The organism is Streptosporangium heterodermiicola (genome assembly GCF_051390675.1).
Taxonomy (GTDB): domain Bacteria; phylum Actinomycetota; class Actinomycetes; order Streptosporangiales; family Streptosporangiaceae; genus Streptosporangium.
This window is the reverse complement of the sequence record NZ_JBPJSR010000005.1, coordinates 462,905-484,196: the sequence shown is the minus strand read 5'-3', so window position 1 is coordinate 484,196 and position 21,292 is coordinate 462,905. Positions and strand designations below refer to the sequence as shown.

19 protein-coding genes and 2 tRNA genes are annotated in these 21,292 nt (G+C 69.3%); 11 read left to right on the top strand and 10 right to left on the bottom strand.

Annotated features, from left to right (window positions below; translation table 11 throughout):
• Positions 1–417: 417 nt before the first annotated feature.
• The 6 genes from ACSC1Q_RS14545 to ACSC1Q_RS14520 form a co-directional block, all read right to left on the bottom strand.
• A complete protein-coding gene (locus ACSC1Q_RS14545) occupies positions 418–3,045 on the bottom strand; it encodes a valine--tRNA ligase (RefSeq protein WP_436759221.1) in 2,628 nt (875 codons plus the stop codon).
• 156 nt (positions 3,046–3,201) lie between these two features.
• A complete protein-coding gene (gene clpX, locus ACSC1Q_RS14540; protein ID WP_329084422.1) occupies positions 3,202–4,482 on the bottom strand; it encodes an ATP-dependent Clp protease ATP-binding subunit ClpX in 1,281 nt (426 codons plus the stop codon).
• A 192-nt stretch (positions 4,483–4,674) separates the two neighbouring features.
• Positions 4,675–5,319, bottom strand: coding sequence for an ATP-dependent Clp protease proteolytic subunit (locus ACSC1Q_RS14535; protein ID WP_326642780.1), 645 nt, complete (start codon positions 5,317–5,319; stop codon positions 4,675–4,677).
• Between the two features lie 11 nt (positions 5,320–5,330).
• Positions 5,331–5,975 carry a ClpP family protease gene (locus tag ACSC1Q_RS14530; RefSeq protein ID WP_386161284.1) on the bottom strand — a complete coding sequence of 215 codons (645 nt, stop codon included), beginning with the start codon at positions 5,973–5,975 and terminating at the stop codon, positions 5,331–5,333.
• 542 nt (positions 5,976–6,517) lie between these two features.
• The gene (tig, locus tag ACSC1Q_RS14525; RefSeq protein ID WP_436759220.1) at positions 6,518–7,897 is read right to left on the bottom strand and encodes a trigger factor; all 1,380 of its coding nucleotides are present in this window, start codon (positions 7,895–7,897) and stop codon (positions 6,518–6,520) included.
• A gap of 209 nt (positions 7,898–8,106) precedes the next feature.
• Positions 8,107–8,973 (bottom strand): Sco1979 family transcriptional regulator, encoded by an 867-nt coding sequence (locus tag ACSC1Q_RS14520; protein ID WP_436759219.1) that lies wholly within the window; start codon positions 8,971–8,973, stop codon positions 8,107–8,109.
• Positions 8,974–9,216: 243 nt separating this feature from the next.
• On the opposite strand from ACSC1Q_RS14520, the gene ACSC1Q_RS14515 reads away from it, so the two are divergent.
• Positions 9,217–9,726 (top strand): ATP-binding protein, encoded by a 510-nt coding sequence (locus ACSC1Q_RS14515; protein ID WP_436759218.1) that lies wholly within the window; start codon positions 9,217–9,219, stop codon positions 9,724–9,726.
• Positions 9,727–9,923: 197 nt separating this feature from the next.
• Here ACSC1Q_RS14515 and ACSC1Q_RS14510 read toward each other — a convergent pair.
• Positions 9,924–9,997 (bottom strand) — tRNA-Pro (locus ACSC1Q_RS14510).
• Positions 9,998–10,086: 89 nt separating this feature from the next.
• On the opposite strand from ACSC1Q_RS14510, the gene ACSC1Q_RS14505 reads away from it, so the two are divergent.
• The 3 genes from ACSC1Q_RS14505 to ACSC1Q_RS14495 all read left to right on the top strand — a co-directional run bounded on the left by ACSC1Q_RS14505 (position 10,087) and on the right by ACSC1Q_RS14495 (position 11,401).
• A tRNA-Gly gene (locus ACSC1Q_RS14505) sits at positions 10,087–10,157 on the top strand.
• 392 nt (positions 10,158–10,549) lie between these two features.
• On the top strand, positions 10,550–10,909 hold the full coding sequence (locus tag ACSC1Q_RS14500; RefSeq protein WP_436759225.1) for a helix-turn-helix domain-containing protein: 360 nt from the start codon (positions 10,550–10,552) through the stop codon (positions 10,907–10,909).
• Between the two features lie 81 nt (positions 10,910–10,990).
• Positions 10,991–11,401, top strand: a complete 411-nt coding sequence (locus ACSC1Q_RS14495; RefSeq protein ID WP_436759217.1) for a VOC family protein — start codon at positions 10,991–10,993, stop codon at positions 11,399–11,401.
• 23 nt (positions 11,402–11,424) lie between these two features.
• Here the strand turns inward: ACSC1Q_RS14495 and ACSC1Q_RS14490 are convergent, their stop codons facing one another.
• The gene (locus ACSC1Q_RS14490) at positions 11,425–11,649 is read right to left on the bottom strand and encodes a hypothetical protein (protein ID WP_436759216.1); all 225 of its coding nucleotides are present in this window, start codon (positions 11,647–11,649) and stop codon (positions 11,425–11,427) included.
• A gap of 83 nt (positions 11,650–11,732) precedes the next feature.
• Between ACSC1Q_RS14490 and ACSC1Q_RS14485 the strand changes: the two genes are divergently transcribed.
• The 3 genes from ACSC1Q_RS14485 (at position 11,733) to ACSC1Q_RS14475 (ending at position 15,612) form a co-directional block, all read left to right on the top strand.
• The gene (locus ACSC1Q_RS14485; RefSeq protein WP_436759215.1) at positions 11,733–12,203 is read left to right on the top strand and encodes a TetR/AcrR family transcriptional regulator; all 471 of its coding nucleotides are present in this window, start codon (positions 11,733–11,735) and stop codon (positions 12,201–12,203) included.
• A gap of 104 nt (positions 12,204–12,307) precedes the next feature.
• The gene (locus ACSC1Q_RS14480; RefSeq protein WP_436759214.1) at positions 12,308–13,894 is read left to right on the top strand and encodes a phytoene desaturase family protein; all 1,587 of its coding nucleotides are present in this window, start codon (positions 12,308–12,310) and stop codon (positions 13,892–13,894) included.
• 44 nt (positions 13,895–13,938) lie between these two features.
• Positions 13,939–15,612 carry an ATP-binding SpoIIE family protein phosphatase gene (locus tag ACSC1Q_RS14475; protein ID WP_436759213.1) on the top strand — a complete coding sequence of 558 codons (1,674 nt, stop codon included), beginning with the start codon at positions 13,939–13,941 and terminating at the stop codon, positions 15,610–15,612.
• Between the two features lie 294 nt (positions 15,613–15,906).
• Here ACSC1Q_RS14475 and ACSC1Q_RS14470 read toward each other — a convergent pair whose 3' ends face one another.
• On the bottom strand, positions 15,907–17,451 hold the full coding sequence (locus ACSC1Q_RS14470) for a choice-of-anchor I family protein (RefSeq protein ID WP_436759212.1): 1,545 nt from the start codon (positions 17,449–17,451) through the stop codon (positions 15,907–15,909).
• A gap of 211 nt (positions 17,452–17,662) precedes the next feature.
• On the opposite strand from ACSC1Q_RS14470, the gene ACSC1Q_RS14465 reads away from it, so the two are divergent.
• Positions 17,663–18,271 (top strand): TIGR03086 family metal-binding protein, encoded by a 609-nt coding sequence (locus tag ACSC1Q_RS14465; protein ID WP_436759211.1) that lies wholly within the window; start codon positions 17,663–17,665, stop codon positions 18,269–18,271.
• A gap of 67 nt (positions 18,272–18,338) precedes the next feature.
• Here ACSC1Q_RS14465 and ACSC1Q_RS43355 read toward each other — a convergent pair whose 3' ends face one another.
• Positions 18,339–18,410 (bottom strand): 50S ribosomal protein bL37, encoded by a 72-nt coding sequence (locus tag ACSC1Q_RS43355; protein ID WP_389916033.1) that lies wholly within the window; start codon positions 18,408–18,410, stop codon positions 18,339–18,341.
• A 223-nt stretch (positions 18,411–18,633) separates the two neighbouring features.
• Here ACSC1Q_RS43355 and ACSC1Q_RS14460 point away from each other — a divergent pair, with 223 nt between their 5' ends.
• The 3 genes from ACSC1Q_RS14460 to galT all read left to right on the top strand — a co-directional run bounded on the left by ACSC1Q_RS14460 (position 18,634) and on the right by galT (position 21,227).
• Positions 18,634–19,230, top strand: coding sequence for an HD domain-containing protein (locus ACSC1Q_RS14460; protein ID WP_436759210.1), 597 nt, complete (start codon positions 18,634–18,636; stop codon positions 19,228–19,230).
• Positions 19,231–19,350: 120 nt separating this feature from the next.
• The gene (locus ACSC1Q_RS14455) at positions 19,351–20,151 is read left to right on the top strand and encodes a DeoR/GlpR family DNA-binding transcription regulator (RefSeq protein WP_436759209.1); all 801 of its coding nucleotides are present in this window, start codon (positions 19,351–19,353) and stop codon (positions 20,149–20,151) included.
• A complete protein-coding gene (gene galT / locus ACSC1Q_RS14450) occupies positions 20,148–21,227 on the top strand; it encodes a galactose-1-phosphate uridylyltransferase (RefSeq protein ID WP_436759208.1) in 1,080 nt (359 codons plus the stop codon). The genes ACSC1Q_RS14455 and galT overlap by 4 nt, the downstream gene beginning before the upstream one ends.
• Positions 21,228–21,292: the final 65 nt, after the last annotated feature.

The following is a 21,292-nucleotide window of genomic DNA, read 5'->3' as shown; positions in this document are numbered from 1 at the left end:
ATGTCAAACTGTCGGATTTCCGATGCTCGACTTGATCCCGCCGAACCCGTTAGGATTGCGGCCGCCTCGTTTCCAGGGCAACCCCTCTAACTTACTCCAACATCCGGTCGTTGTCCAATCGTACGGACACGCCCGATTTGCCGGGATTTTTGGAGGAGAGTGCAGGACGTTGCCCTGCATGAAGAACTCTAGCAGTCCCTCGGGGCTGTGATAGCCAACTTCCCGGTAAGAACTAGGTCTTCCCTGGGACGCCAGCCCTCAAACACGAGAACCCAGGGTCAAGAGACCCTGGGTTCTCGTCATGACGTCCGCCGGTCCGGAGCCGTCCTCTTCCCGCTCTTCAGGCCAGGTCCGCGCCTGCCGAGCTTTCCGCTCTTCAAGCCGTCCGCACCTGTCAGGATCGAAAGCCCGGTCGGCTCATGCCGCCGGCAGCGACGCCAGCTGGGCGAGCAACCGCTCGATGTCCTGATCGGCCTGTGCGGCCCGGGAGCGCACCTTGGTCACCACGTCGTCGGGTGCCTTGGCCATGAACTGCTCGTTGCCCAGCTTGGCGGCGACCTGGGCCGCCTCCTTACGCGCCACCGCGAGGTCCTTCTCCAGGCGCTTGCGCTCGGCCGCCACGTCGATCGTCCCGGCCGTGTCGATCTCCACGGCGATGCCGCCCACGTCGAGGCTCGCGGTCGCGGCGAACGAATCGGACGGCTGGTCGAGCCGGAGCAGCGACCGGATCGCCCCCTCGTGGGAGGCGAGTGCCGTACCGGCGAGCGAGAGCCGCGCGGCGACCCGCTGGCCCGGCTTGAGGCCCTGGTCGGAACGGAACCTGCGCACCTCGGTGATCAGTCCCTGCACGGCGAGGACCTCCGCCTCCGCAGAGGGGTCGCGCAGCGACTCCTGGACCGTCGGCCAGGGGGCGACCACGATCGACTCGCGCCCGGTGACCGCACGCCACAACTCCTCGGTGACGAACGGCACCAGGGGGTGGAGCAGGCGGAGCAGCGAGTCGAAGACGTGTCCCAGCACGAGCCGGGTGTGCTCCTGGCCGGAGGCGATCTGGATCTTGGCGAGCTCCACGTACCAGTCGCAGACCTCGTCCCACGCGAAGTGGTAGAGCAGATCCGAGATCTTGGCGAACTCGAAGCTCTCGAACGCGGTGTCCACCGACGCGACGATCTCCTGGAGCCGGGAGAGGATCCAGCGGTCCGCGGCGGTCAGCTCCTCGGTCGGGAGCTCGCCCGTCACCGCGCCGTTCATCAGGGCGAAGCGGGTGGCGTTCCAGATCTTGTTGCAGAAGTTGCGCGAGCCTCCGGCCCACTCCTCGCTGATCGCCACGTCGGAGCCGGGGTTGGCGCCGCGCAGCAGCGTGAAGCGGGTGGCGTCGGCGCCGAAGCGCTCGATCCAGTCGAGCGGGTCGACGACATTGCCGAACGACTTCGACATCTTCTTGCCGTACTGGTCACGGACCATGCCGTGCAGCGCCACGGTCCTGAACGGCGGCTCGCCGTCCATGGCGTAGATGCCGAACATCATCATCCGGGCCACCCAGAAGAACAGGATGTCGTAGCCGGTCACCAGGACGGAGGTCGGGTAGAACTTGGCCAGCTCCGGTGTCTTGTCCGGCCAGCCGAGGGTGGAGAACGGCCAGAGGCCGGAGGAGAACCAGGTGTCGAGGACGTCGGGGTCCTGGACGTAGCCCGCGGGCGCCTCCTCGTCGGGGCCGACGCAGACGACCTCGCCGTCCGGGCCGTACCAGACCGGGATGCGATGTCCCCACCACAGCTGCCGGGAGATGCACCAGTCGTGCATGTCGTCGACCCAGTCGAAGTAGCGCTTGGCCAGCTCCGGCGGGTGGATCTTCGTCCGGCCGTCGCGGACCGCGTCGCCCGCCGCCTTCGCCAGGGGCGAGACGTTGACGAACCACTGGAGCGAGAGCCGGGGCTCGACCACGGTCTTGCAGCGCGAGCAGTGCCCGACCGAGTGGAGGTAGGGGCGCTTCTCCGCGACGATCCGGCCCTCCGCGCGGAGCGCGGCCACCACCGCGGGCCTCGCCTCGAAGCGGTCGAGACCCTGGAACGGGCCGTGCGCGGTGACCACTCCCCGCTCATCCATGATCGTCATGGACGGCAGCGAGTGGCGCCGCCCGATCTCGAAGTCGTTCGGGTCGTGTGCCGGGGTGACCTTGACCGCTCCGGTGCCGAAGGAGGGGTCGACGTGCTCGTCGGCGACGATCGGGATGCGGCGCCCGGTGAGCGGCAGCTCCACCTCGCGGCCGATCAGGTGCGCGTAGCGCTCGTCGGAGGGGTGCACGGCCACGGCGGTGTCGCCGAGCATCGTCTCGGCCCGGGTGGTCGCGACCACGATGGAGTCGTCACCGTCGCCGTAGCGGATCGAGACGAGCTCGCCCTCGTCCTCGCTGTGTTCGACCTCGATGTCCGACAGCGCGGTGAGGCAGCGCGGGCACCAGTTGATGATGCGCTCGGCGCGGTAGATGAGCCCGTCGTCGAAGAGCTTCTTGAAGATCGTCTGGACGGCCCTGGAGAGGCCCGGGTCCATGGTGAAGCGCTCACGCGACCAGTCGACACCGTCGCCCAGCTTCTTCATCTGGCCGAGGATCCGGCCCCCGGACTCCTCCTTCCACTGCCAGACGCGCTCGACGAACGCCTCGCGGCCGAGGTCGTGCCGGGACAGGCCGCCCTTGGCGATCTCGCGCTCGACGACGTTCTGGGTGGCGATGCCGGCGTGGTCCATGCCGGGCAGCCAGAGCGTCTCCTGGCCGCGCATGCGGGCGCGGCGGGTCAGCGCGTCCTGGATGGAGTGGTCGAGGGCGTGGCCGATGTGCAGGACACCGGTTACGTTCGGCGGGGGCAGGACGATGCTGTACGGCTCGCGCTCGCTGCTCGGGTCGGCGGTGAAGTGTCCCTCCGATACCCAGCGCTCGTAGCTCCGGGTCTCCACGTCGGCGGGTGCGTACTGGGTAGGCAGCTCTGGCGTCGTCACGATGCCCAAGTCTAGGGATGTCCGCGTGTTCCCCGTCCCACGGACCGCCATAAGGGCCCTTCTGCCCGTGACTTTCGCCGCTGGGCGAGATGATCCCCCGTCGACGAGCACCGGCAGGCGCCGGACGGCCGGAAACGGCGGCGCCCCCCGCGGGAGAACCCGCGGGGGGCGCCGATCGTGCGAACCAGGTGGGTTCGCGCGGGCCTTCTACGCCGACTTCTCGCGCGGCGGGCGCTGCTGCTTGTTGAGCTGGTCACGCGGGACGAGCGTGGGGTTGACGTGCTCCAGGACCGACTCGCGGGTGATGACCACGCGTGCCACGTCCTGCCGCGACGGCACCTCGTACATCACCGAGAGGAGGACCTCCTCCAGGATCGCCCGCAGGCCGCGGGCGCCGGTGCCGCGCAGGATCGCCTGGTCGGCGATGGCCTCCAGCGCGTCGTCGGTGAACTCAAGCTCGACGTTGTCCAGCTCGAACAGGCGGCGGTACTGCTTTACGAGGGCGTTGCGCGGCTCGGTGAGGATCTGGATGAGCGCCTCACGGTCGAGGTTGTGGACGCTCGTGATGACCGGGAGCCGGCCGACGAACTCGGGGATCATGCCGAACTTCAGCAGGTCCTCGGGCATGACGTTCTCGAAGATGTCGGCGCCGTCGATGTCTTCCTTGGAGCGGATGATCGCGTTGAAACCGATCCCCTTGCGGCCGACCCGGGACTCGATGATCTTTTCGAGACCGGCGAAGGCCCCACCGCAGATGAACAGCACGTTGGTGGTGTCGATCTGGATGAACTCCTGGTGCGGGTGCTTGCGGCCACCCTGCGGCGGCACGCTCGCGGTCGTGCCCTCCAGGATCTTCAGCAGGGCCTGCTGCACGCCCTCGCCGGAGACGTCCCTGGTGATCGACGGGTTCTCGCTCTTGCGAGCGATCTTGTCGACCTCGTCGATGTAGATGATGCCGGTCTCGGCCTTCTTGACGTCGTAGTCAGCGGCCTGGATCAGCTTGAGCAGTATGTTCTCGACGTCCTCGCCCACGTAGCCCGCCTCCGTCAGGGCGGTGGCGTCGGCGATGGCGAACGGAACGTTCAGCATCTTCGCCAACGTCTGGGCGAGCAGTGTCTTGCCGGAACCGGTGGGGCCCAGGAGCAGGATGTTGGACTTGGACAGCTCGATGCCGTCGTCACGTCCGCGCTCGCCGGACTGCACCCGCTTGTAGTGGTTGTAGACCGCCACGGAGAGAGCCTTCTTCGCCTGGTCCTGACCGATGACGTAGGCGTCGAGGAATTCGTAGATCTCCCTCGGCTTGGGAAGGCTGTCCCATTTGAGCTCAGAGGACTCGCTGAGCTCCTCCTCGATGATCTCGTTGCAGAGGTCGATGCACTCGTCGCAGATGTATACGCCGGGTCCGGCGATGAGCTTCTTGACTTGCTTCTGGCTCTTTCCACAGAAAGAGCACTTCAGCAGGTCTCCCCCGTCGCCGATGCGTGCCACCCCAGATACTCCTTTGCGTGGGACCGCCCTGGCTGCCGCGGTCCGTTTCTTCCGACCGGCCCGATACCCGATCGAAAAGTCATCCCGCTTAGGTTTCGACGTTACCGTCTTCTGAGCCCTCAGTGAGCCCCCTAGCGGCGAGTCGCACCGGAACGTGCCTGATTCGGCACGGTTCCGGTGCGATATGCCTCGTTAGGAGGCTACGGCCTTCGCGAGCTTCTTGCGGGACGGAATGATGTCATCGATCAGTCCGTACTCCTTGGCCTCGACGGCGTCAAGGATCTTGTCCCGCTCGATGTCCTTGCGGACCGCCTCCGGCGCCCTGCCCGAGTGCTGAGCGATGATCGTCTCCATCTGCGCGCGCATCCTGAGGATCTCGCGCGCCTGGATCTCGATGTCGCTTCCCTGGCCGCCGCCCTCGGTGGACGGCTGGTGGATCAGCATGCGGGCGTTCGGCAGGGCGAAGCGCTTGCCCGGCGTGCCGCCGGCCAGCAGGACCGCCGCCGCCGAGGCCGCCTGGCCCAGGCAGACCGTCTGGATCTCCGGCCGGACGAACTGCATCGTGTCGTAGATCGCCGTCATGGCGGTGAAAGAACCGCCCGGCGAGTTGATGTAGATGCTGATGTCACGGTCGGGGTCGAGCGACTCCAGGGTCAGCAACTGCGCCATGACGTCGTTGGCCGACGCGTCGTCCACCTGCACGCCGAGGAAGATGATGCGGTCCTCGAAGAGCTTGGCGTACGGGTTCATCTCCCGCATGCCGTAGGACGTGCGCTCGGTGAAGGACGGAAGAACGTAGCGGCCGTTGATGTCTCCCGGCCGGATCAACTCACTCACCTTGTGCCCCTTCAGGAGACGGCGCCCGTGGAGGGCACCTGTCGAGCGCTGCGCACGACCTGGTCGATGAAGCCGTAGTTCTTGGCCTCCTCGGCCGTGAACCAGCGGTCCCGGTCGGAGTCGGCCTCGATCTGCTCGATGTTCTGACCGGTGTGGAACGCGATGCGCTCGGCGAGGGTCTTCTTGACGTAGAGCATCTGCTCCGCCTGGATGGCGATGTCGGCGGCGGTGCCGCCGATGCCGCCGGAAGGCTGGTGCATCATGATGCGGGCGTGCGGCAGGGCGTATCGCTTGCCCCGCTCGCCGGCGCAGAGGAGGAACTGGCCCATGGAGGCGGCCAGACCCATCGCGACCGTGCACACATCGTTAGGGACATATTCCATCATGTCGTAAATCGCCATACCAGCGGTCACGGAACCGCCTGGCGAGTTGATGTAGAGCCAGATATCGCGCTCCGAGTCGTCCGCGGCGAGCAGGAGGAGCTCGGCGCAGATCCGGTTGGCGATCTCGTCGTTGACCTGGGTGCCCAGCACGATGATGCGCTCACGCAGCAGCCGCTGATAGAGCTGGTCTTCGAGCCTGAACGAGCCGTTCGGCTGGCTCATCGACTCGGGCCCGGAGCCGGTCGGCTGGTAGAAGGTCGGCGGGCTGGTCACAGCGTCACCTTCCGATGCGTCGTAATCGATTGGCTTTGCTTGTGACCTTAACGCGCGTCACCTACCGGACATGCCTCCTCAACGCACTGTTCGCTGACGGCGCATGCTGCCCACCGCCTTACCACCACGTCCGGAACCCCGCACCGCGTGCCCTCGCGAGGCTCCGGAGCCGGAGCCCGTACGGCGTGTCGCGGCCGCGGAAGGTCCGAAGCGGGACCGTGAAAAGAGGCCGTACGGCCGCGAGGGGAGGGGTGGCGGCTCTCAGAGGGCCCAGGAGCCAGCGAAGTCCCAGAGGGGACAGAAGGCCGGGCGAAGGACCGGAGGCCCCCAGGTGCCGCTCTGCGGCGCGCCCACCGCCCGGAAGCGGAGGCCGCGGAAGCCGGAGACGTGCTCACCGGCCTCACCGGCCCGGGAGGCGGGACACGCTCACCGGCCTCACCGGCCCGGGAACCGAAGACGCCCCCCGTCGCGCGGAACGCGGCGGGGGGCGCCGGGCGGCGGAGGCGGCGCGGGCGAGCCCGGCGCCTCCGCTCTGCCGGGGACTACTTGGCGGCCTCGACCTCGGCGGTCTCACCGGCCTCGTCCGAGGCCTCCTCGCCGTTGATCTCGGTGTAAATGGCCTTGAGGTCGACCTCGTTGCCGGCCTCGTCGACCACCTTGGCGGCGTCGCCGACGACGCTCTTGGCCTTGTCGCGGACGATCTCGACCATGGCCAGCGTGAGCTGGTCGTTGTCGGCCAGGTGCTGGGCCAGCGTGTTGGGCGCGACGTTCATCTGCATGGCGCGGCGCACCACGAAGTTGGTCAGCTCCTGCTCGCTGACGCCGAGGTCCTCGCTCTTGACGATCTTGTCAAGGACGAAGCCCGTCTTGAGGGCCTTGGCGGCGCTCTCGTCGAACTCCGCGAGGCGCTCCTCCTCGGTGGTCTGGTAGAGGCGGAAGTACGCCTCCTTGCTCAGGCCACTGTCGGCGATCTGGTGCTCAAGGTTGTGCTTGCGGTTGTCGACCTCGGCCTTGAGCGCGCTCTCGGGCAGCGGGATGTCGATCTTGTCGAGCAGGGCGTCGAGGGCGTTCTCGCGGGCTTGGACGACCTGGTCGATCAGCTTGTTGCGGCGGGCCGTCTCGCTGATGCTCGCCTTGAGCTCGTCAAGGGTGTCGAACTCGCTGGCGAGCTGGGCGAACTCGTCGTCCAGCTCGGGGAGGACCTTCTCCTTGACGCTCTTGACGGTGATGGTGACCACGGACTCCTCGCCGGCGTTCTCGCCGCCGACCAGGTTGGTGGTGAACTCCTTGGTCTCGCCCGCGGACAGGCCGATCAGGGCGTCGTCCAGGCCCTGCAGCACCGAGCCGGCGCCGACCTCGTAGGAGACGTCGTTGGCCTGCTGCTCCTCGATGTTGACGCCGTCGATCGCGGCGGCCAGGTCCATGACGACGAAGTCGCCGGAGGCGGCGGGGCGCTCGACGCCGGTCAGGGTGGCGAAGCGCTGGCGCAGGCCGTCCAGCTGCTCGTCGATGTCCTTGTCGGAGACCTCGGAGACCGGGACGGTCACCTCGATGCCCTGGTAGTCGGGGACGTCGAAGCCGGGGCGGACGTCCACCTCGGCGGTGAACTCGACCTGCTGGCCGTCCTCGATCTTGGTGACCTCGATCTCCGGCTGGCTGACCGGGAAGATCTCGCTCTCGTCGACGGCCCGGCCGTACAGCTTGGGCACCGCGTCGTTGAGGGTCTCCTCCAGCACCACGGCGCGGCCGAACCGCTGCTCGATGATGCGGGCCGGAACCTTGCCGGGGCGGAACCCGGGGACGCGCACCTGCTGCGCGACCTTCTTGTACGCCGCCTGCAGGCTCTCGCCGAGCTCCTCGAACGGCACCTCGACGGTAAGCCTCACCCGGGTCGGGCTGAGCTCCTCCACAGCGGTCTTCACGGGGTCGTCTCCTTGATCAAGCTTTGAGTGATCGCGGGCGCGTCAAGTCGTAACGGCTACCGCGGCAAGCTCGCGCGCCGCGCCCACATGAGCGGCACCTGGCACAGCCGTCGAGACACGCGAGATCAGGGCATGCTCCACAGCGGCGGGTGTTCAGCGCCGCTGGCCAGTCTAGGGCAGAGCGGCACCATCGAGCGACCAACGGCCGCTCAGTCCTCCTTGATGATCCGCCGCAGGATGTCGTTCGTCTCCCCGGGCGTGGTGCTGACCGCGCACAACCGCTCCATGACCTCGCTGTAGCGGTCGACGTCCTCGCGCTTGTCCAGGTAGAGGGCACTGGCCAGCTGCTCGACGTAGACGACGTCGGGGAGCTCGTTGTCGTTGAAGCGGAGCACGCTGAAGGCCCCGCCCTCCGCGCTGTGGCCGCCGAAGCTGAAGGGCATGACCTGGATGGTGATGTTCGGCTGCCGCATGAGGTCGAGCAGGTGCTCCAGCTGGGCCCGCATGACGTCGGCGCCGCCGATGGGGCGCCGGAGCGCGGCCTCGTCGATGACGGCCCAGAAGAACGGGCCGTCGGGCCGCCCGAGGACCTGCTGGCGCTGCATCCGCAGGTCGACGCGGCGGGCGATCTCCTCGGGCGCGATGCCCGCGCTCCCCGCGGTGATGACGGCCCTGGCGTACTCCTTCGTCTGCAGCAGGCCGGGCACGAACTGCACCTCGTAGGTGCGGATCCGGGAGGCCGCCTCCTCCAGGCCGACGTACGTCTGGAACCACGAGGGCAGCAGGTCGTTGAAGCGGTGCCACCAGCCGGGCTCGTTGGCGCGCAGCAGCAGGTCCATCACCGCCGACCGGGCGTGCTCGTCGTCCACCCCGTAGAAGGTGAGCAGGTCCGCGACGTCGCGTTCCCGCAGGCCCACGCGGCCGAGCTCCATCCGGCTGATCTTGGACTCGGAACCGCGGATCAGATGGCCCGCCTCCTCTCGCGAGAGCCCCTTGGCCTCGCGCAGGCGACGCAGTTGGGAGCCTAAGAGGATACGCAGAGCTGTGGGACCCGATCCCGGTTGAACCTGCGTCACTTCGCCTCCCTCTGTACTTGGGCCAGCGCACACAGTGTCACTACTTCCGGCCGCTATGACAAGGTCTCAACTCCCTGCCCAATTCGCCAAGTCGTTGTCCTAACCGCCCATGCGGCTGCACACTGCAACTGCACGTGCATTTGGGTCTTGCAGCAGACGTTCCGGTGACCCATGATGGCTTAGTGCATATTGGGCTTATGGTGCACAAGCTCTGAAAACTCTCAAGTGGTACGGAGACTCACGATGACAGCGGGAGGTACCGGCAGGATGGTGGAGGAGCCAAAATCGGCTGCCGACTACCTGCAGGCGACCCGCCAGGTGGGCTTTGACGAGCTACTGGACGCCAACCACTCCGGCGCCACCGCGTGCCCCCTGCCCAGCCAGGCCGACTCGGTGAAGACCGCCCGGGACGTGACGCGCTCGACGTTCCACGACTGGGGACTGTCGGAGCTCAGCGATGACGCAGCGCTAGTGGTTTCGGAACTCGTCACCAACGCGGTCCGTTACGCGCTGTGTCCGCCCAGTCAGATGGAGATCACTCCGATCACGCTCGTCCTGGTGCACCTCTCCCCTCACGTGCTCCTGGCCGTGACGGACCCGAGCGACGAGGTTCCGACCCCCAAGGAGCCCGACTTCATCTCGGAGAACGGCCGTGGCCTCTACATCGTGGAGACCTACAGCCAGGGGTGGGGCTGGGACCATCTCAACTGCGGCGGCAAGGCCGTCTGGGCCTTCTTCAGCCCTCGTCGCTGACCCTCTCCGGCGCTCACTCTCCGGTCCCGTTCGCTTTTCGGCCCTCTTTCGGCCCTCACCGCGACGTCTCCGGCGCGGCCGAACCGGTCGCTTACGGTGCCCCTCGGCCCGCGCGTCGGCTCTCGATGTCCCGCGGGCGCTCCTGGCCCCTCACGCGAAGAAGCCGGGCATCGGTCGGAACCGATGCCCGGCGTGCGTCGGGGTGACAGGATTTGAACCTGCGGCCCCCTGCTCCCAAAGCAGGTGCGCTACCAAACTGCGCCACACCCCGGTAAGTCGAGTGCGCGCACGCTCCGGAACTCCGGTACGCTTACGCCCTGACGAACGGATGAAGTCTAGACCAGACTGACGCCGGCTCGCGCGGACGTAGCTCAATGGTAGAGCCCCAGTCTTCCAAACTGGCTACGCGGGTTCGATTCCCGTCGTCCGCTCAGATGATGAAAGGCCAGGTCAGCCCATATGCGGCGACCTGGCCTTTCATCTTTCGCCAAAACTTCGGGAACTTCCGTGCCCATTGCGTGCCCGATGGTTTTCGGGCCCGTTTTCAGGACTTTCTTGAATTCCTTCCCCGGCTTTCGAACGATGACCTGGTCACGGTCCCCGCCCGCGTGCCGGTGGACGGGCGCCGCCCGCGTGGAGGAGTGCCCCGCGCGGGTCGTCGCCCCTTCGGCGCCCGTTCCGCCGTCCGATGCCAAGGTGTTACCGATCTACCGGAGATCAACGGGGTTCCCGGCCGGTTTTCGGCCTGATCGTCCGTCTCGGACGGGCGGAACCGTGATGTGATGGCGTCGTGAGCCGTGCCGTGGAGGAGAGCAACCGACGCATGCTCCGGGCACGGGACGCGATGGACCGCGCGTACGCGCAGCCGCTGGACGTCCCGGCCCTGGCCAGGATCGCCCATGTGTCGGAGGCGCACTTCACGCGTACCTTCCGGGCCACGTTCGGCGAGACGCCGCACCGCTACCTGCAGCGCCGCCGGGTCGAGCGGGCGATGGCCCTGCTACGGGACACCGACCGCAGCGTGACGGACATCTGCTTCCAGGTCGGCTTCGGCAGCCCGGGGATCTTCAGCCGCGCGTTCCGCGACATCGTCGGCCGGTCACCGAGGACGTACCGCAGGGAGGCGACGGCCGTGGGCGTGCCGACGTGCTTCACGATGGCGTGGACGCGGCCGAGCGACTGACCGTCCGCGCCGCTCGTGCCACCCCTCTACTCAGCGGTTTTGGATAAGTTTTCGGCCGGCTCGCCCAGTAGCGCGACTCGCATGTTCAACTCCATCACGCACTCGCAGATATACGTCCTCGACCAGGACGAGGCACTCGACTTCTACGTCGGCAAGCTCGGCCTGGAGGTCAACGCCGACGTCGACATGGGCGTCATGCGCTGGCTGACCGTGAGCGTCCCCGGTCAGCCGGAGCGCCAGATCATGCTGGAGAAGCCGGGGGGCCCGATGATGTCCGAGGAGACGGCGCGGCAGGTCCGCGAGCTGGTGACCAAGGGCGCGATGGGCGGCCAGCTCATCCTCAGCACGGACGACTGCCGCAAGACGTACGAGACGCTGCTGGCCCTGGGCGTCGAGTTCACCGAGGAGCCCACCGAGCGCCCGTACGGGATCGACTGCGGCCTTCGCGACCCCTTCGGCAATCACCTCCGTTTCACCCAGCCGAAGGCCTAGCGTCCGGCGCCGGTGAGCGGGCTTTACGAGAAGGCCTTGCGTCTCAGGGCCGGGAGGCGCTGTGCGGTGCGCAGGAAGGTCCTGAGGAAGCGGAAGTCCTGGGCCTCACGGCCGGAGGTGGCCAGGAACGCCTCCCACAGCTCGGGCGGCAGGCAGTCGCGCAGGGCACGGGAACCCTCGGGGTCGATGTGGACGCGGTAGCCCTGAAGCCGGTCGGAGGGGGTGCGGTCGCGCTCGTAGACCGTCACGTCGACCCCCGCGCGGCGCAGCCCCTGGGCCAGGCAAGGGATTCGCCGGCACGAGGGTCAGCGAGATAGCCACCAGGGCAGGGGTGAACAAACAGCTCATCTCTTACTATTTCGGCGGAAAGGAAGGGTTGCTCAAGGCCCTCACCGCGGAGTGGCAGAGCAGAGAGAGCACCTTCGCCGAAACGTCGCCGCCGCCCTCGCTGCCCGAACTGGTGCGCGGCTATGTCACCGCGACCGTGCGCGACCGCGACCTCACCAGGATCCTCATCTGGAACGGGCTGCAGGACGACGGCGAGGAGGGCTCCGCGCCGCTGAAGGACATGCGCGGCGACGTCGAGGACATGCGCAGGCGGCAGGCGGAGGGCGAGTTCCCCGCCGACCTCGACCCCGCCTACCTGCTCCTGACGCTCTTCGCCGCGGCCGACGCCGGGGCGATCTTCCCCCAGCTGGTCCGCGCGATCTGCGGGGAGGACCCGGCGTCCGAGGAGTTCGGGGAGCGGTACGGGGAGCAGCTGGCGCGGCTGCTCCGCCACCTCGGCGCCGCGAAGTCCTAGTTCGTCTGGAAATATCGGCAAATCTCTGTTAAACACGAGGTTTGCATATAGATCATTCTTTACAATCCTCCATACCAGTAGTCAAAGGGCCCCCTGGAGGGAAAGTGGCGGAGTTCGACGGCGTCATCGTGGGCGGGGGCCATAACGGCCTCACCTGTGCCGCCTACCTCGCGAAGGCGGGGTTGTCGGTCGCGGTCGTCGAGCGCAACGACGTCGCGGGCGGTGGTTGCAGCACCCAGGAGCTCACGCTGCCCGGGTTCCGGCACAACACCCACAGCAGCTACCACTTCCTGGAGGAGGGCCCGGTCCCCGCCGACCTGGAGCTCCAGCGGTACGGCCTGCGCTACGTCTACCCCGAGACCCAGCACGCCACGGTCTTCAGGGACGGCCGGGCGATCACGGTCTACACCGACCCCAAGCGCACCGCGGAATCCTTCGCCCGGTTCTCCAAGGCCGACGCCGCGCGCTGGCTGGAGCTCTACGAGCGCTACGCCGAGGCGGCCAGGGACCTGGTGAACGGCTTCCTGTACTCCAGACCGCTGCCCCCGCCGGTGATCGCCGAGCGCCTCAAGGGCGACCTCGGCCGCGACATGCTGAGCTACATGCCGCTGTCGCTGTACGAGGCCGTCGACAGGAACTTCGAGAGCGACCAGGTCAGGGTGCTGTTCAAGTCCTTCCTGCACGCGATCTCCATCGAGAACGTGCCCGGTACCGGCAGCTTCTTCCCCCGGCTGCTGTCGCGCATCGCCAGGCTCGGGGTGCCCGTGGGCGGCGCGGGCAACGTCGCGAGCGCGCTGCGGGCCGTCGTCGAGGAGCACGGCGGTACCGTGGTCACCGGCGCCCACGTCGAGCGGATCCTGGTCGACGACGGGCGGGCCACCGGGGTGCGGCTCGCCAACGGCGACGTGCTCACCGCCCGCCGGTTCGTGTCCAGCGCGGTCGACGCCCCGCAGACCGTGCGGCTGGCGGGCCCGGAGAACTTCGGCGCGGAGATCGCGGCCAAGGTCGAGGACTACAAGTGGGCCGGGCACAGCCTCGTCACCCTCCACCTGGCGCTCGACGAGGCGCCCCGCTACCGGGCCGCCGAGTTCGAGCCCGACGTGGACCGGGCCTTCCTCGTGGTGCTCGGCGCCGACGACAGCGAGCAGCTCGGCCGCACCTTCGACCAGATCCACCGGGGACGACTGCCCGACCGGCTGGCCGGCAACGGCGCGTGCCCCTCTTTGTTCGACCCCTCGTACGCGCCGGACGGCAAACACGTGGCGTTCTGGTGGCCGTGGGCCCCGTACGACCTCGGCGGCGATCCGGCGAGCTGGGACACACGGCGCGAGGAGGTCGGGGAGCGGCTGCTCGCCGAGTGGGCCGAGTACGCCCCCAACCTGGCGAACGGCGCCGTCCTGGGGAAACGGGTCTTCACACCGCTCGACATCGAGCGGCACTGCGTCAACATGGTGCGCGGCAGCCACCATGTCGGGGCCTACGAGCCGTCCCAGCTGGGCGGCAACCGGCCGGTCCCCGAGATGGGCCAGTACCGTACCCCCGTCGACGGCCTCTACCTCTGCGGCGCCAGCAGCCACCCGGGCGGCTCGGTCTCCGCGGCGCCCGGATACAACGGCGCCAACGCCATCGCAGAAGACCTCGAACTGGAAACCTGGTGGACGCCGGTTCCCGCACCCCGGTGGAGCGAGTGAAGTCCCGTTTCGTCACCAAGAATCCAGCCACGCCAGGGTTCAGGATGGGCAGTCCCGCATCCATGCACGAGCAGCTCTCCCTGCTCAACGCGGCCAGCAAGCGCATCGGCAGCACGCTCGACATGTTCGAGACCGGCAGGGAGCTGATGGACGTCGCCGTGCCGCGCTTCGCGGACGCGGCGGGCATCCTCGTCCAGGACCGGCTGGTGACCGAGGGGGAGTTCCCCCAGGAGACCACCGACGGCTCGGCGCTGGTGCGGCGGATCGCGGTCGGCGTGGCCGACCCCTCCCCCGGCGAGTACGCCAGGGCGTTCCCCGTAGACGAGGTGGCCGTCTACGAGGCCTGGACCCCCTACGCCCGGTGCATGGCCACCGGCAACCCGATCCTCTACCCCCGCCTGGGGCGCAGGACCGCCGAGGAGATCGGGCGTTTCTGGAAGCGCGACTCGGTGTCGAAGGTGCTGGAGGACAGCTCGTTCCTGGTGGTGCCGCTGAAGGCGCGCGGCCGGGTGCTGGGCTTCGTCATCTTCACCCGCAGGCCCACCAGCCAGCCCTTCGACGAGCAGGACGTCAACCTGGCCGAGGAGCTCGCGGCCAGGACCGGCGTCTGCCTCGACAACGCGCGGCTCTACAACCGCGAGCGCCGCACCGCGCTCACCCTGCAGAGCAGCCTGCTGCCCGTCGACCTCTCCCAGCCGCTGGGTCTCACGATCGCCTCCCGCTACCTGCCGGCCAGCGACCTGGTCGGGGTGGGCGGCGACTGGTACGACGTGATCCCGCTGCCCGGCTGCCGGGTCGCCCTCGTCGTCGGCGACGTGATGGGGCACGGCATCAGGGCCGCCGCCACCATGGGCCAGCTCCGCACGGCCGCGCGCACGCTGGCCAGCATGGACCTGAGCCCGGCCGACGTGCTGTTCCGGCTCAACCTGATGAGCCAGGACCTGGACGCCAGCCAGATCGCCACATGCGTGTACGCCACCTACGACCCGGTCACCCGGCGGTGCGCGATGGCCTGCGCCGGGCACGTGCCGCCGATCCTGGTACGGCCCGGCGGCGAGACCGAGCTGCTGGAGCTGCCGCCGGGGCTTCCCCTGGGCATCGGCAACGAGCCGGCCGAGATGCGGGAGTTCACGCTTCCCGGCGGGACCGTGCTCGCCTTCTACACCGACGGCCTGGTGGAGAGCCGCAACCGGGACATCGAGGAGGGCATCAACGCGCTGCGCGGCCTGCTCGCCGGCCCCGACCACGATCTGGAGGAGGTCTGCGACCTCACGATCAGCGCCCAGCGGCCCGGCCACGAGCGTGACGACATCGCCCTCCTGCTGGCCAGGGTGTCGGAGCTGACGGAGAACGAGTTCGTCGAGACCTCGCTGCCCTCCGACCGCCGTTCCGCCTCCCAGGCGCGCCGTTTCGTCCGGACCACGCTCGACAAGTGGGAGCTGTCCTCGCTCTGCGACAACACCGAGCTGATGGTCAGCGAGCTGGTCGCCAACGCGGTCGAGCACGGTCAGGGCGAGGTCGAGCTGCGGCTGCTGCGCGGGCCCACGCTGGTCTGCGAGGTGTCCGACAGCTCCGCGTCCGAGCCGGTCATGCGGGAGGCGTCCACCACCAACGACACCGGCCGCGGCCTGCATCTCATCAACTGGCTCGCCCATCGCTGGGGGTCCCGCCTCACCCCGAAGGGCAAGATCGTCTGGATCGAGCAGCGGCTGCCCTAGGCCGGTGGTCCCGCCCTGGCCGTCGTGCGGGCTCCGGTGCCGCCTCCCGCGTCACCGGAGCCCGTAACTTTCGAGCGGCGTGCCCGCGTCTTGGGGACCCGTACGGCCAGGGCCTTTCACGCCTCGCACGTCATCGGGGTCCGTACGGCCAGGCCCTTTCACGCCTCCGGCGGCACCGAGCCCGTATCCCCAAGTCGCACGCCCCGCGGCACCGAGCCCGTACGACGGCGGAGCCCCCCGCCGCGTGGGTTCTCGCGGTGGGGGGCTCGGCGTGCGGGCGGGGTTTCGCTGGGGTCAGCGGACCTCGTAGACGGCGGTGGTGCCGCTGATCTCGTTGCCGACCACCAGGAGCGGGCGGCGGGTGGGGCTGTCGGCGGCGGGGACGAACAGCACGCCCTCGGGGCCGACGTCCCCGGCGGTGCCGTCCTCGATCGAGCCGGTCAGGTCACGGGTGTTGACGTACCCGGCCAGGCGCGGCGCCCGCGGGTCGCCCAGGTCGTAGGCGACGATCCCGCCGACCCGCTCCAGCCCGGCGAAGGCGTAGGTACGGCCGCGCACCTCGCCGACCGCGACGCCCTCGGGCTCGGGGCCCTTGTTGTCGCTGCGGCTGTCGAAGGAGTCGTCCTCCTCGTTGTCGGCGTTGAAGGCGCCGGGCAGCTCCTTGGCGACGAGCCGCTCCAGCTGGTCGCCGGAGTCCCAGACGAGCGCTCCCGAGGTGGACCTGATCGAGATCGAGCGGGCCCCGAACGCGTGCAGCTCGGTGTAGGCGCCGCTCGCGTCCTTGGGAGAGTCGACGGCCACGTTCAGCCGGCCGAGCTCGGTGTCCTTCTTGAGGTTCTCGGCGTCGGGCAGCGCGAGCTTCAGGTCCTTCACCCTCACCTCGTCGGCGTGGCAGTCCCAGTCGCGCCCGTCGCCCTCGTTCGCGGTGACCAGATAGGTCCGCCCGCGGTCGCGGAAGTGCGCGATCGCGTCGGGCTGGTACATGCCCTTCACGGGGCGGGGCCTGATGTCGATCTTCCCGTCCTTGTCCGAGGCGTCGAACCCGGTCTTCGACCAGTCCTTCAGCCCCAGCGGGACGACGTCGCGGACCGCGGCCCGATCCAGGTCGACGATCGCGAGCGCGTTGTTCTCCTGGAGGGTCACGTAGGCGGTGTCGCCCTCGACGGTGACGTACTCCGGCTCCAGGTCCCGGGCGGCGGTGGCGCCGGGGCCGGTGATCCGCACTCCCCTGGCCCGCAGCCGCTCCGCGTCGAACTTCGCGAACCCCGCGGTCCGCACCGTCCAGCGCTTCAGGTCGACGACGCTCACCGAGCCCTCGGGGTCGGCCACCTCGCCCTCGCAGTAGGAGGTCGGCTCCCCCTCGTTGGCCACGACCACCCGCTTCCCGTCCGGGGTGAAGGTCACCATGTCGGGCAGCGCGCCCACGGTCACCTGCTTGAGCTTCCTCCCGCTCCGGGCGTCGAAGAAGGCGACGGTGCCCGGGTCGGTCTTGACCGCGGCCTGCTGGGCCACGGCGACCAGGCCGCGGCGCACCGCGACGCTGTTGGCGCCGGGGGTGGCCAGGGTGGCGACCTTGCGCGGCTTGCGCGGGTCGCGGATGTCGAGCACGTCGACGGTACCGGCCTGCGCGTTCACCACGAAGACCCGGCGGGTCGCGGCGTCGTACGCGGTGATCTCCGAGGCGCCGGCGGCGACGGTACCGGTGGTGTAGCGGCCGAGGAAGGTCAGCTTGACGCCGCCGTGGCCGGACTCGGCGGCGGCCGCCGTCACGGAGGCGGGCATAAGGAGCAGGCCGGTGACCGCCGCGGCGGCCGCGCGGGTGAAAGTCGTGGTGCGCATGAGACGAATTGTCACGAAATATCGTGACTTCCCCCTGACGTCGAGATGACCACGGGATGAAGCCCCACGGTCTGATGTACCCCGGACGGATCCCCATCGACACTCCGGGCATGCCGGTCATGTCCGTTGACGCGATGACTACTGGCTGCCCAGGGGTTACGGTCAAGATGAGAGCCGGGAGGAAACCCGGGAGGGCATCGGGAGGGGCATGATGACCATCGACATACCCGAGGCTTACCGGCGCGCGCTGGACGACTTCGGCGCCCTCGTCCACCGGGTCGGCCCCGGCCAGTGGGACAACCCGACGCCGTGCGTCGACTGGGACGTGCACGCCCTGGTCAACCACGTGGTCGGCGAGAACCTGTGGGCCCCCGTGCTGCTCGCCGGGGGGACCTCCGCGGAGGTCGGCGACGCCTTCGAGGGGGATCTGCTCGGCGACGACCCCATCAAGGCGTTCGACACCTCGGCCGTGCCCGCCGTCCAGGCGGCGACGGACGTCCACGCCCTCGACCGGCTCGTCCACCTGCCGTTCGGCGACGTGCCCGGCCGGGAGTACGTCACCGAGCTGTTCGCCGACACGCTCATCCACACCTGGGACCTGGCCCGCGCCATCGGCGCCGACGAGCGGCTCGACCCCGAGCTGGTCGAGGCCTGCGCCGCCTGGTTCAGCCACATGGAGCCCGGTCACCGGCAGTCGTCGGCCGTCGGAGAGCCCCCGGAGGCGCCCTCCGACGACACCGAAGACGCCGACGACACCGATGACGCTGACGACACCGACGCGCAGACCCGGCTGCTGGCCTCCTGGGGCCGCCGCGCCTGACCGTCCGTCCCCTGTTCTCCGTCCCCCGGGCGCTCGCGCACGGCTCACGCGGGGAGGTCCGGGTCCGCTAGGCGGGCCGCTTGCCGTGGTTCGCCTTGCGCTTCCTGCGGGCCTTGGCCTTACGCGCTCGTCTGCCCATGCCGACCACCCCTTCCCCAAGGTTCTCCGAGGTTCCTCCGGGGACCGCACGGGACTCGATCTCACCGGCTCAGACCTTCACATTCCTCCCGGAACGGCGGTCACACAAGGCCCGGACGGCGATCCGTCCCGCTCCGGTGGACCGGGTTTCCCCGGCCTTTGCCCGGCTCCGGCATTCCCCGCCCCTCCGATACGGGCACCGGCCGGGTCCTAGGCTCCGTCACATGAGCGAGAAGCTGATGGCCCGCTGGCGATCCCTGGCCGGCCTCGGGGCCGACCCCCTCGGCAGCGAACTGATCACCCGGTACGGCGAGCCGCACCGCAGATACCACACGACCGCCCACCTGGAGGCCGTGCTCACCCATGTCGACGCCCTCGCCGGTCACGCCGAGCATCCGGACCTCGTACGGCTGGCGGCCTGGTTCCACGACGCCGTCTACGACCCCCGGCGCGGCGACAACGAGGAGCGGAGCGCGGGGCTGGCCGAGCGGGCGCTGCCGGAGATGGGGCTGCCGGCGGAGGCCGTGGCGACGGTCGCCCGGCTGGTCAGGCTGACCGTCACGCACGACCCCGCGCCCGGCGACGCGGACGGGGCCGTGCTGTCCGACGCGGACCTGGCGATCCTGGGCTCGTCCCCCGAGGTCTACGCCCGCTACGCGGCGGCCGTGCGCGAGGAGTACGGCTTCGTGCCGGACGACGCGTTCAGGGCCGGGCGGGCCGCCGTGCTGCGCTCGCTGCTCGACCTTCCGGTGATCTTCCGCGTCGCCGATCTGGAGGGGGCGGCGAGGGCGAACGTCGCGGCGGAGCTTGAGCGGTTGTGAGCGGCCGGTCATCTTGAGCGACTGTGAGTGGTTAGCCACCAGGACTCAACAACATCCCGCCTGGTTATCGTGGTAATTTGGTGGAATCTGGTGGATTAAGGGGAGCGAGGAGGGCGAGGCATGCTTGCCCAGCAGCGGCAGCAGGCGATCCTGGAGAGGGTGCGCGGTAGCGGCGGGGTCAGGGTCGCCGATCTCGTCCGGGAGCTCGGCGTGTCGGACATGACGATCCGGCGCGATCTTGAGGTGCTCTCCGAGCGCGGCCTGGTGGAGAAGGTCCACGGCGGCGCCACCGCCGCCGGGCCCGGCTCGACCGAGGAGCCGGGCTTCGCCGCCAAGTCGGCACGTCAGCAGGCGGAGAAGGAGACGATCGCCCAGCACGCCGCCAGGCTCGTCCGGCCGGCCACCGCGATCGCGCTCTCCGCGGGGACCACGACCTGGACGCTCGCCCACCACGTGGTCGACGTGCCCGAGCTGACCGTGATCACCAACTCGGTCCGGATCGCCGACGTCTTCCACCGCTCCCCCAGGGCCGACCGCACGGTCGTGCTGACCGGCGGGGTCCGCACCCCCTCCGACGCCCTGGTCGGCCCGGTCGCGGTCTCGGCGATCCGCGGGCTCCACGTCGACACCCTCTTCCTCGGCGTGCACGGGATCAGCACTCGCGCCGGGTTCACCACCCCCAACCTGATGGAGGCCGAGACCGACCGCGAGCTGGTCGCCTCCGCGCACCGCCTCGTGGTGACCGCGGACCACACCAAGTGGGGCACGGTCGGCATCAGCACGATCGCCCAGCTGGCCGAGGCCCACATCGTGGTCAGCGACTCCGGCCTGACCGAGGAGGCCCGCGAGGAGCTCGCCGCCTCGGTGGGCGAGCTGATCATCGCGGAACCCCAGCGAGAGAGCGAGATCGCCGGCCGATGAAGCGCACGATCACCCACCTGGCCGACGGCCGGGAGCTCATCTACTTCGACCGGCGCGACGACGCCGACCGCGGGGCCGTCGACCGGCGTGACCTGCCACCCCGCCCCGCCGCCTCCGAGCTGCGCTACGACCCGCTCACCGAGGAGTGGATCGCGGTGGCCGGGCACCGCCAGGGCCGCACCTTCCTGCCCCCGACGAGTGAGTGCCCGCTCTGTCCCTCCACTCCCGGCAACCTGACCGAGGTGCCCTCCTCCGACTACGACGTGGTGGTCTTCGAGAACCGGTTCCCGTCGTTCTCCGCCCAGCCGGGCGAGCACCGGGAGATCGGCGGGCTGAGCGAGGTCCGTCCGGGGATCGGCAGGTGCGAGGTGGTCTGCTTCACCTCCGAGCACGACTCGTCGTTCTCGCGGCTCTCCCCCGAGCGGGTCGAGCTGGTCATGGAGGCCTGGGTCGACCGTACGGCGGAGCTGTCGGCGACGCCCGGCGTGGAGCAGGTGTTCTGCTTCGAGAACCGGGGGGCGGAGATCGGCATCACGCTGGCCCACCCGCACGGCCAGATCTACGCGTACCCCTACGTGACCCCGCGCACCAGGCTCACCCTCGGGGCGGCCGGGCGCCACCGGGAGCGGACCGGCGGCGACCTGTTCGCCGACGTCCTGGCCGCGGAGCGGGAGGCCGGGGTCCGGGTGGTGGGCTCGAACGAGCACTGGACGGCGTTCGTCCCGGCCGCGGCGCGCTGGCCGGTGGAGGTGCATCTCTACCCGCACCGCCGGGTCCCCGACCTGGTCGCGCTGGAGACCGAGGAGCGCGCGGCGTTCGGCCCCCTCTACACCGACGTGCTCCGCCGCCTCGACGGGCTGTTCGGGGTGCCCATGCCGTACATCGCGGCCTGGCACCAGGCACCGGTCTCCACCGGCCGCGACCTGTCGTACGCGCACATGGAGCTGTTCAGCATCCGCCGCGCGCCGGACAAGCTGAAATACCTGGCGGGGTCGGAGTCGGCCATGGGCGCCTTCGTGAACGACGTGTCCCCCGAGGGAACAGCACATCTTCTGCGCTCTGTTATCACGAACTGATTACCGCTCGGTCTCGTCTTGAGGTCGCGTGACCTGCTGTTTACCACTACTATCCTTCCCACATC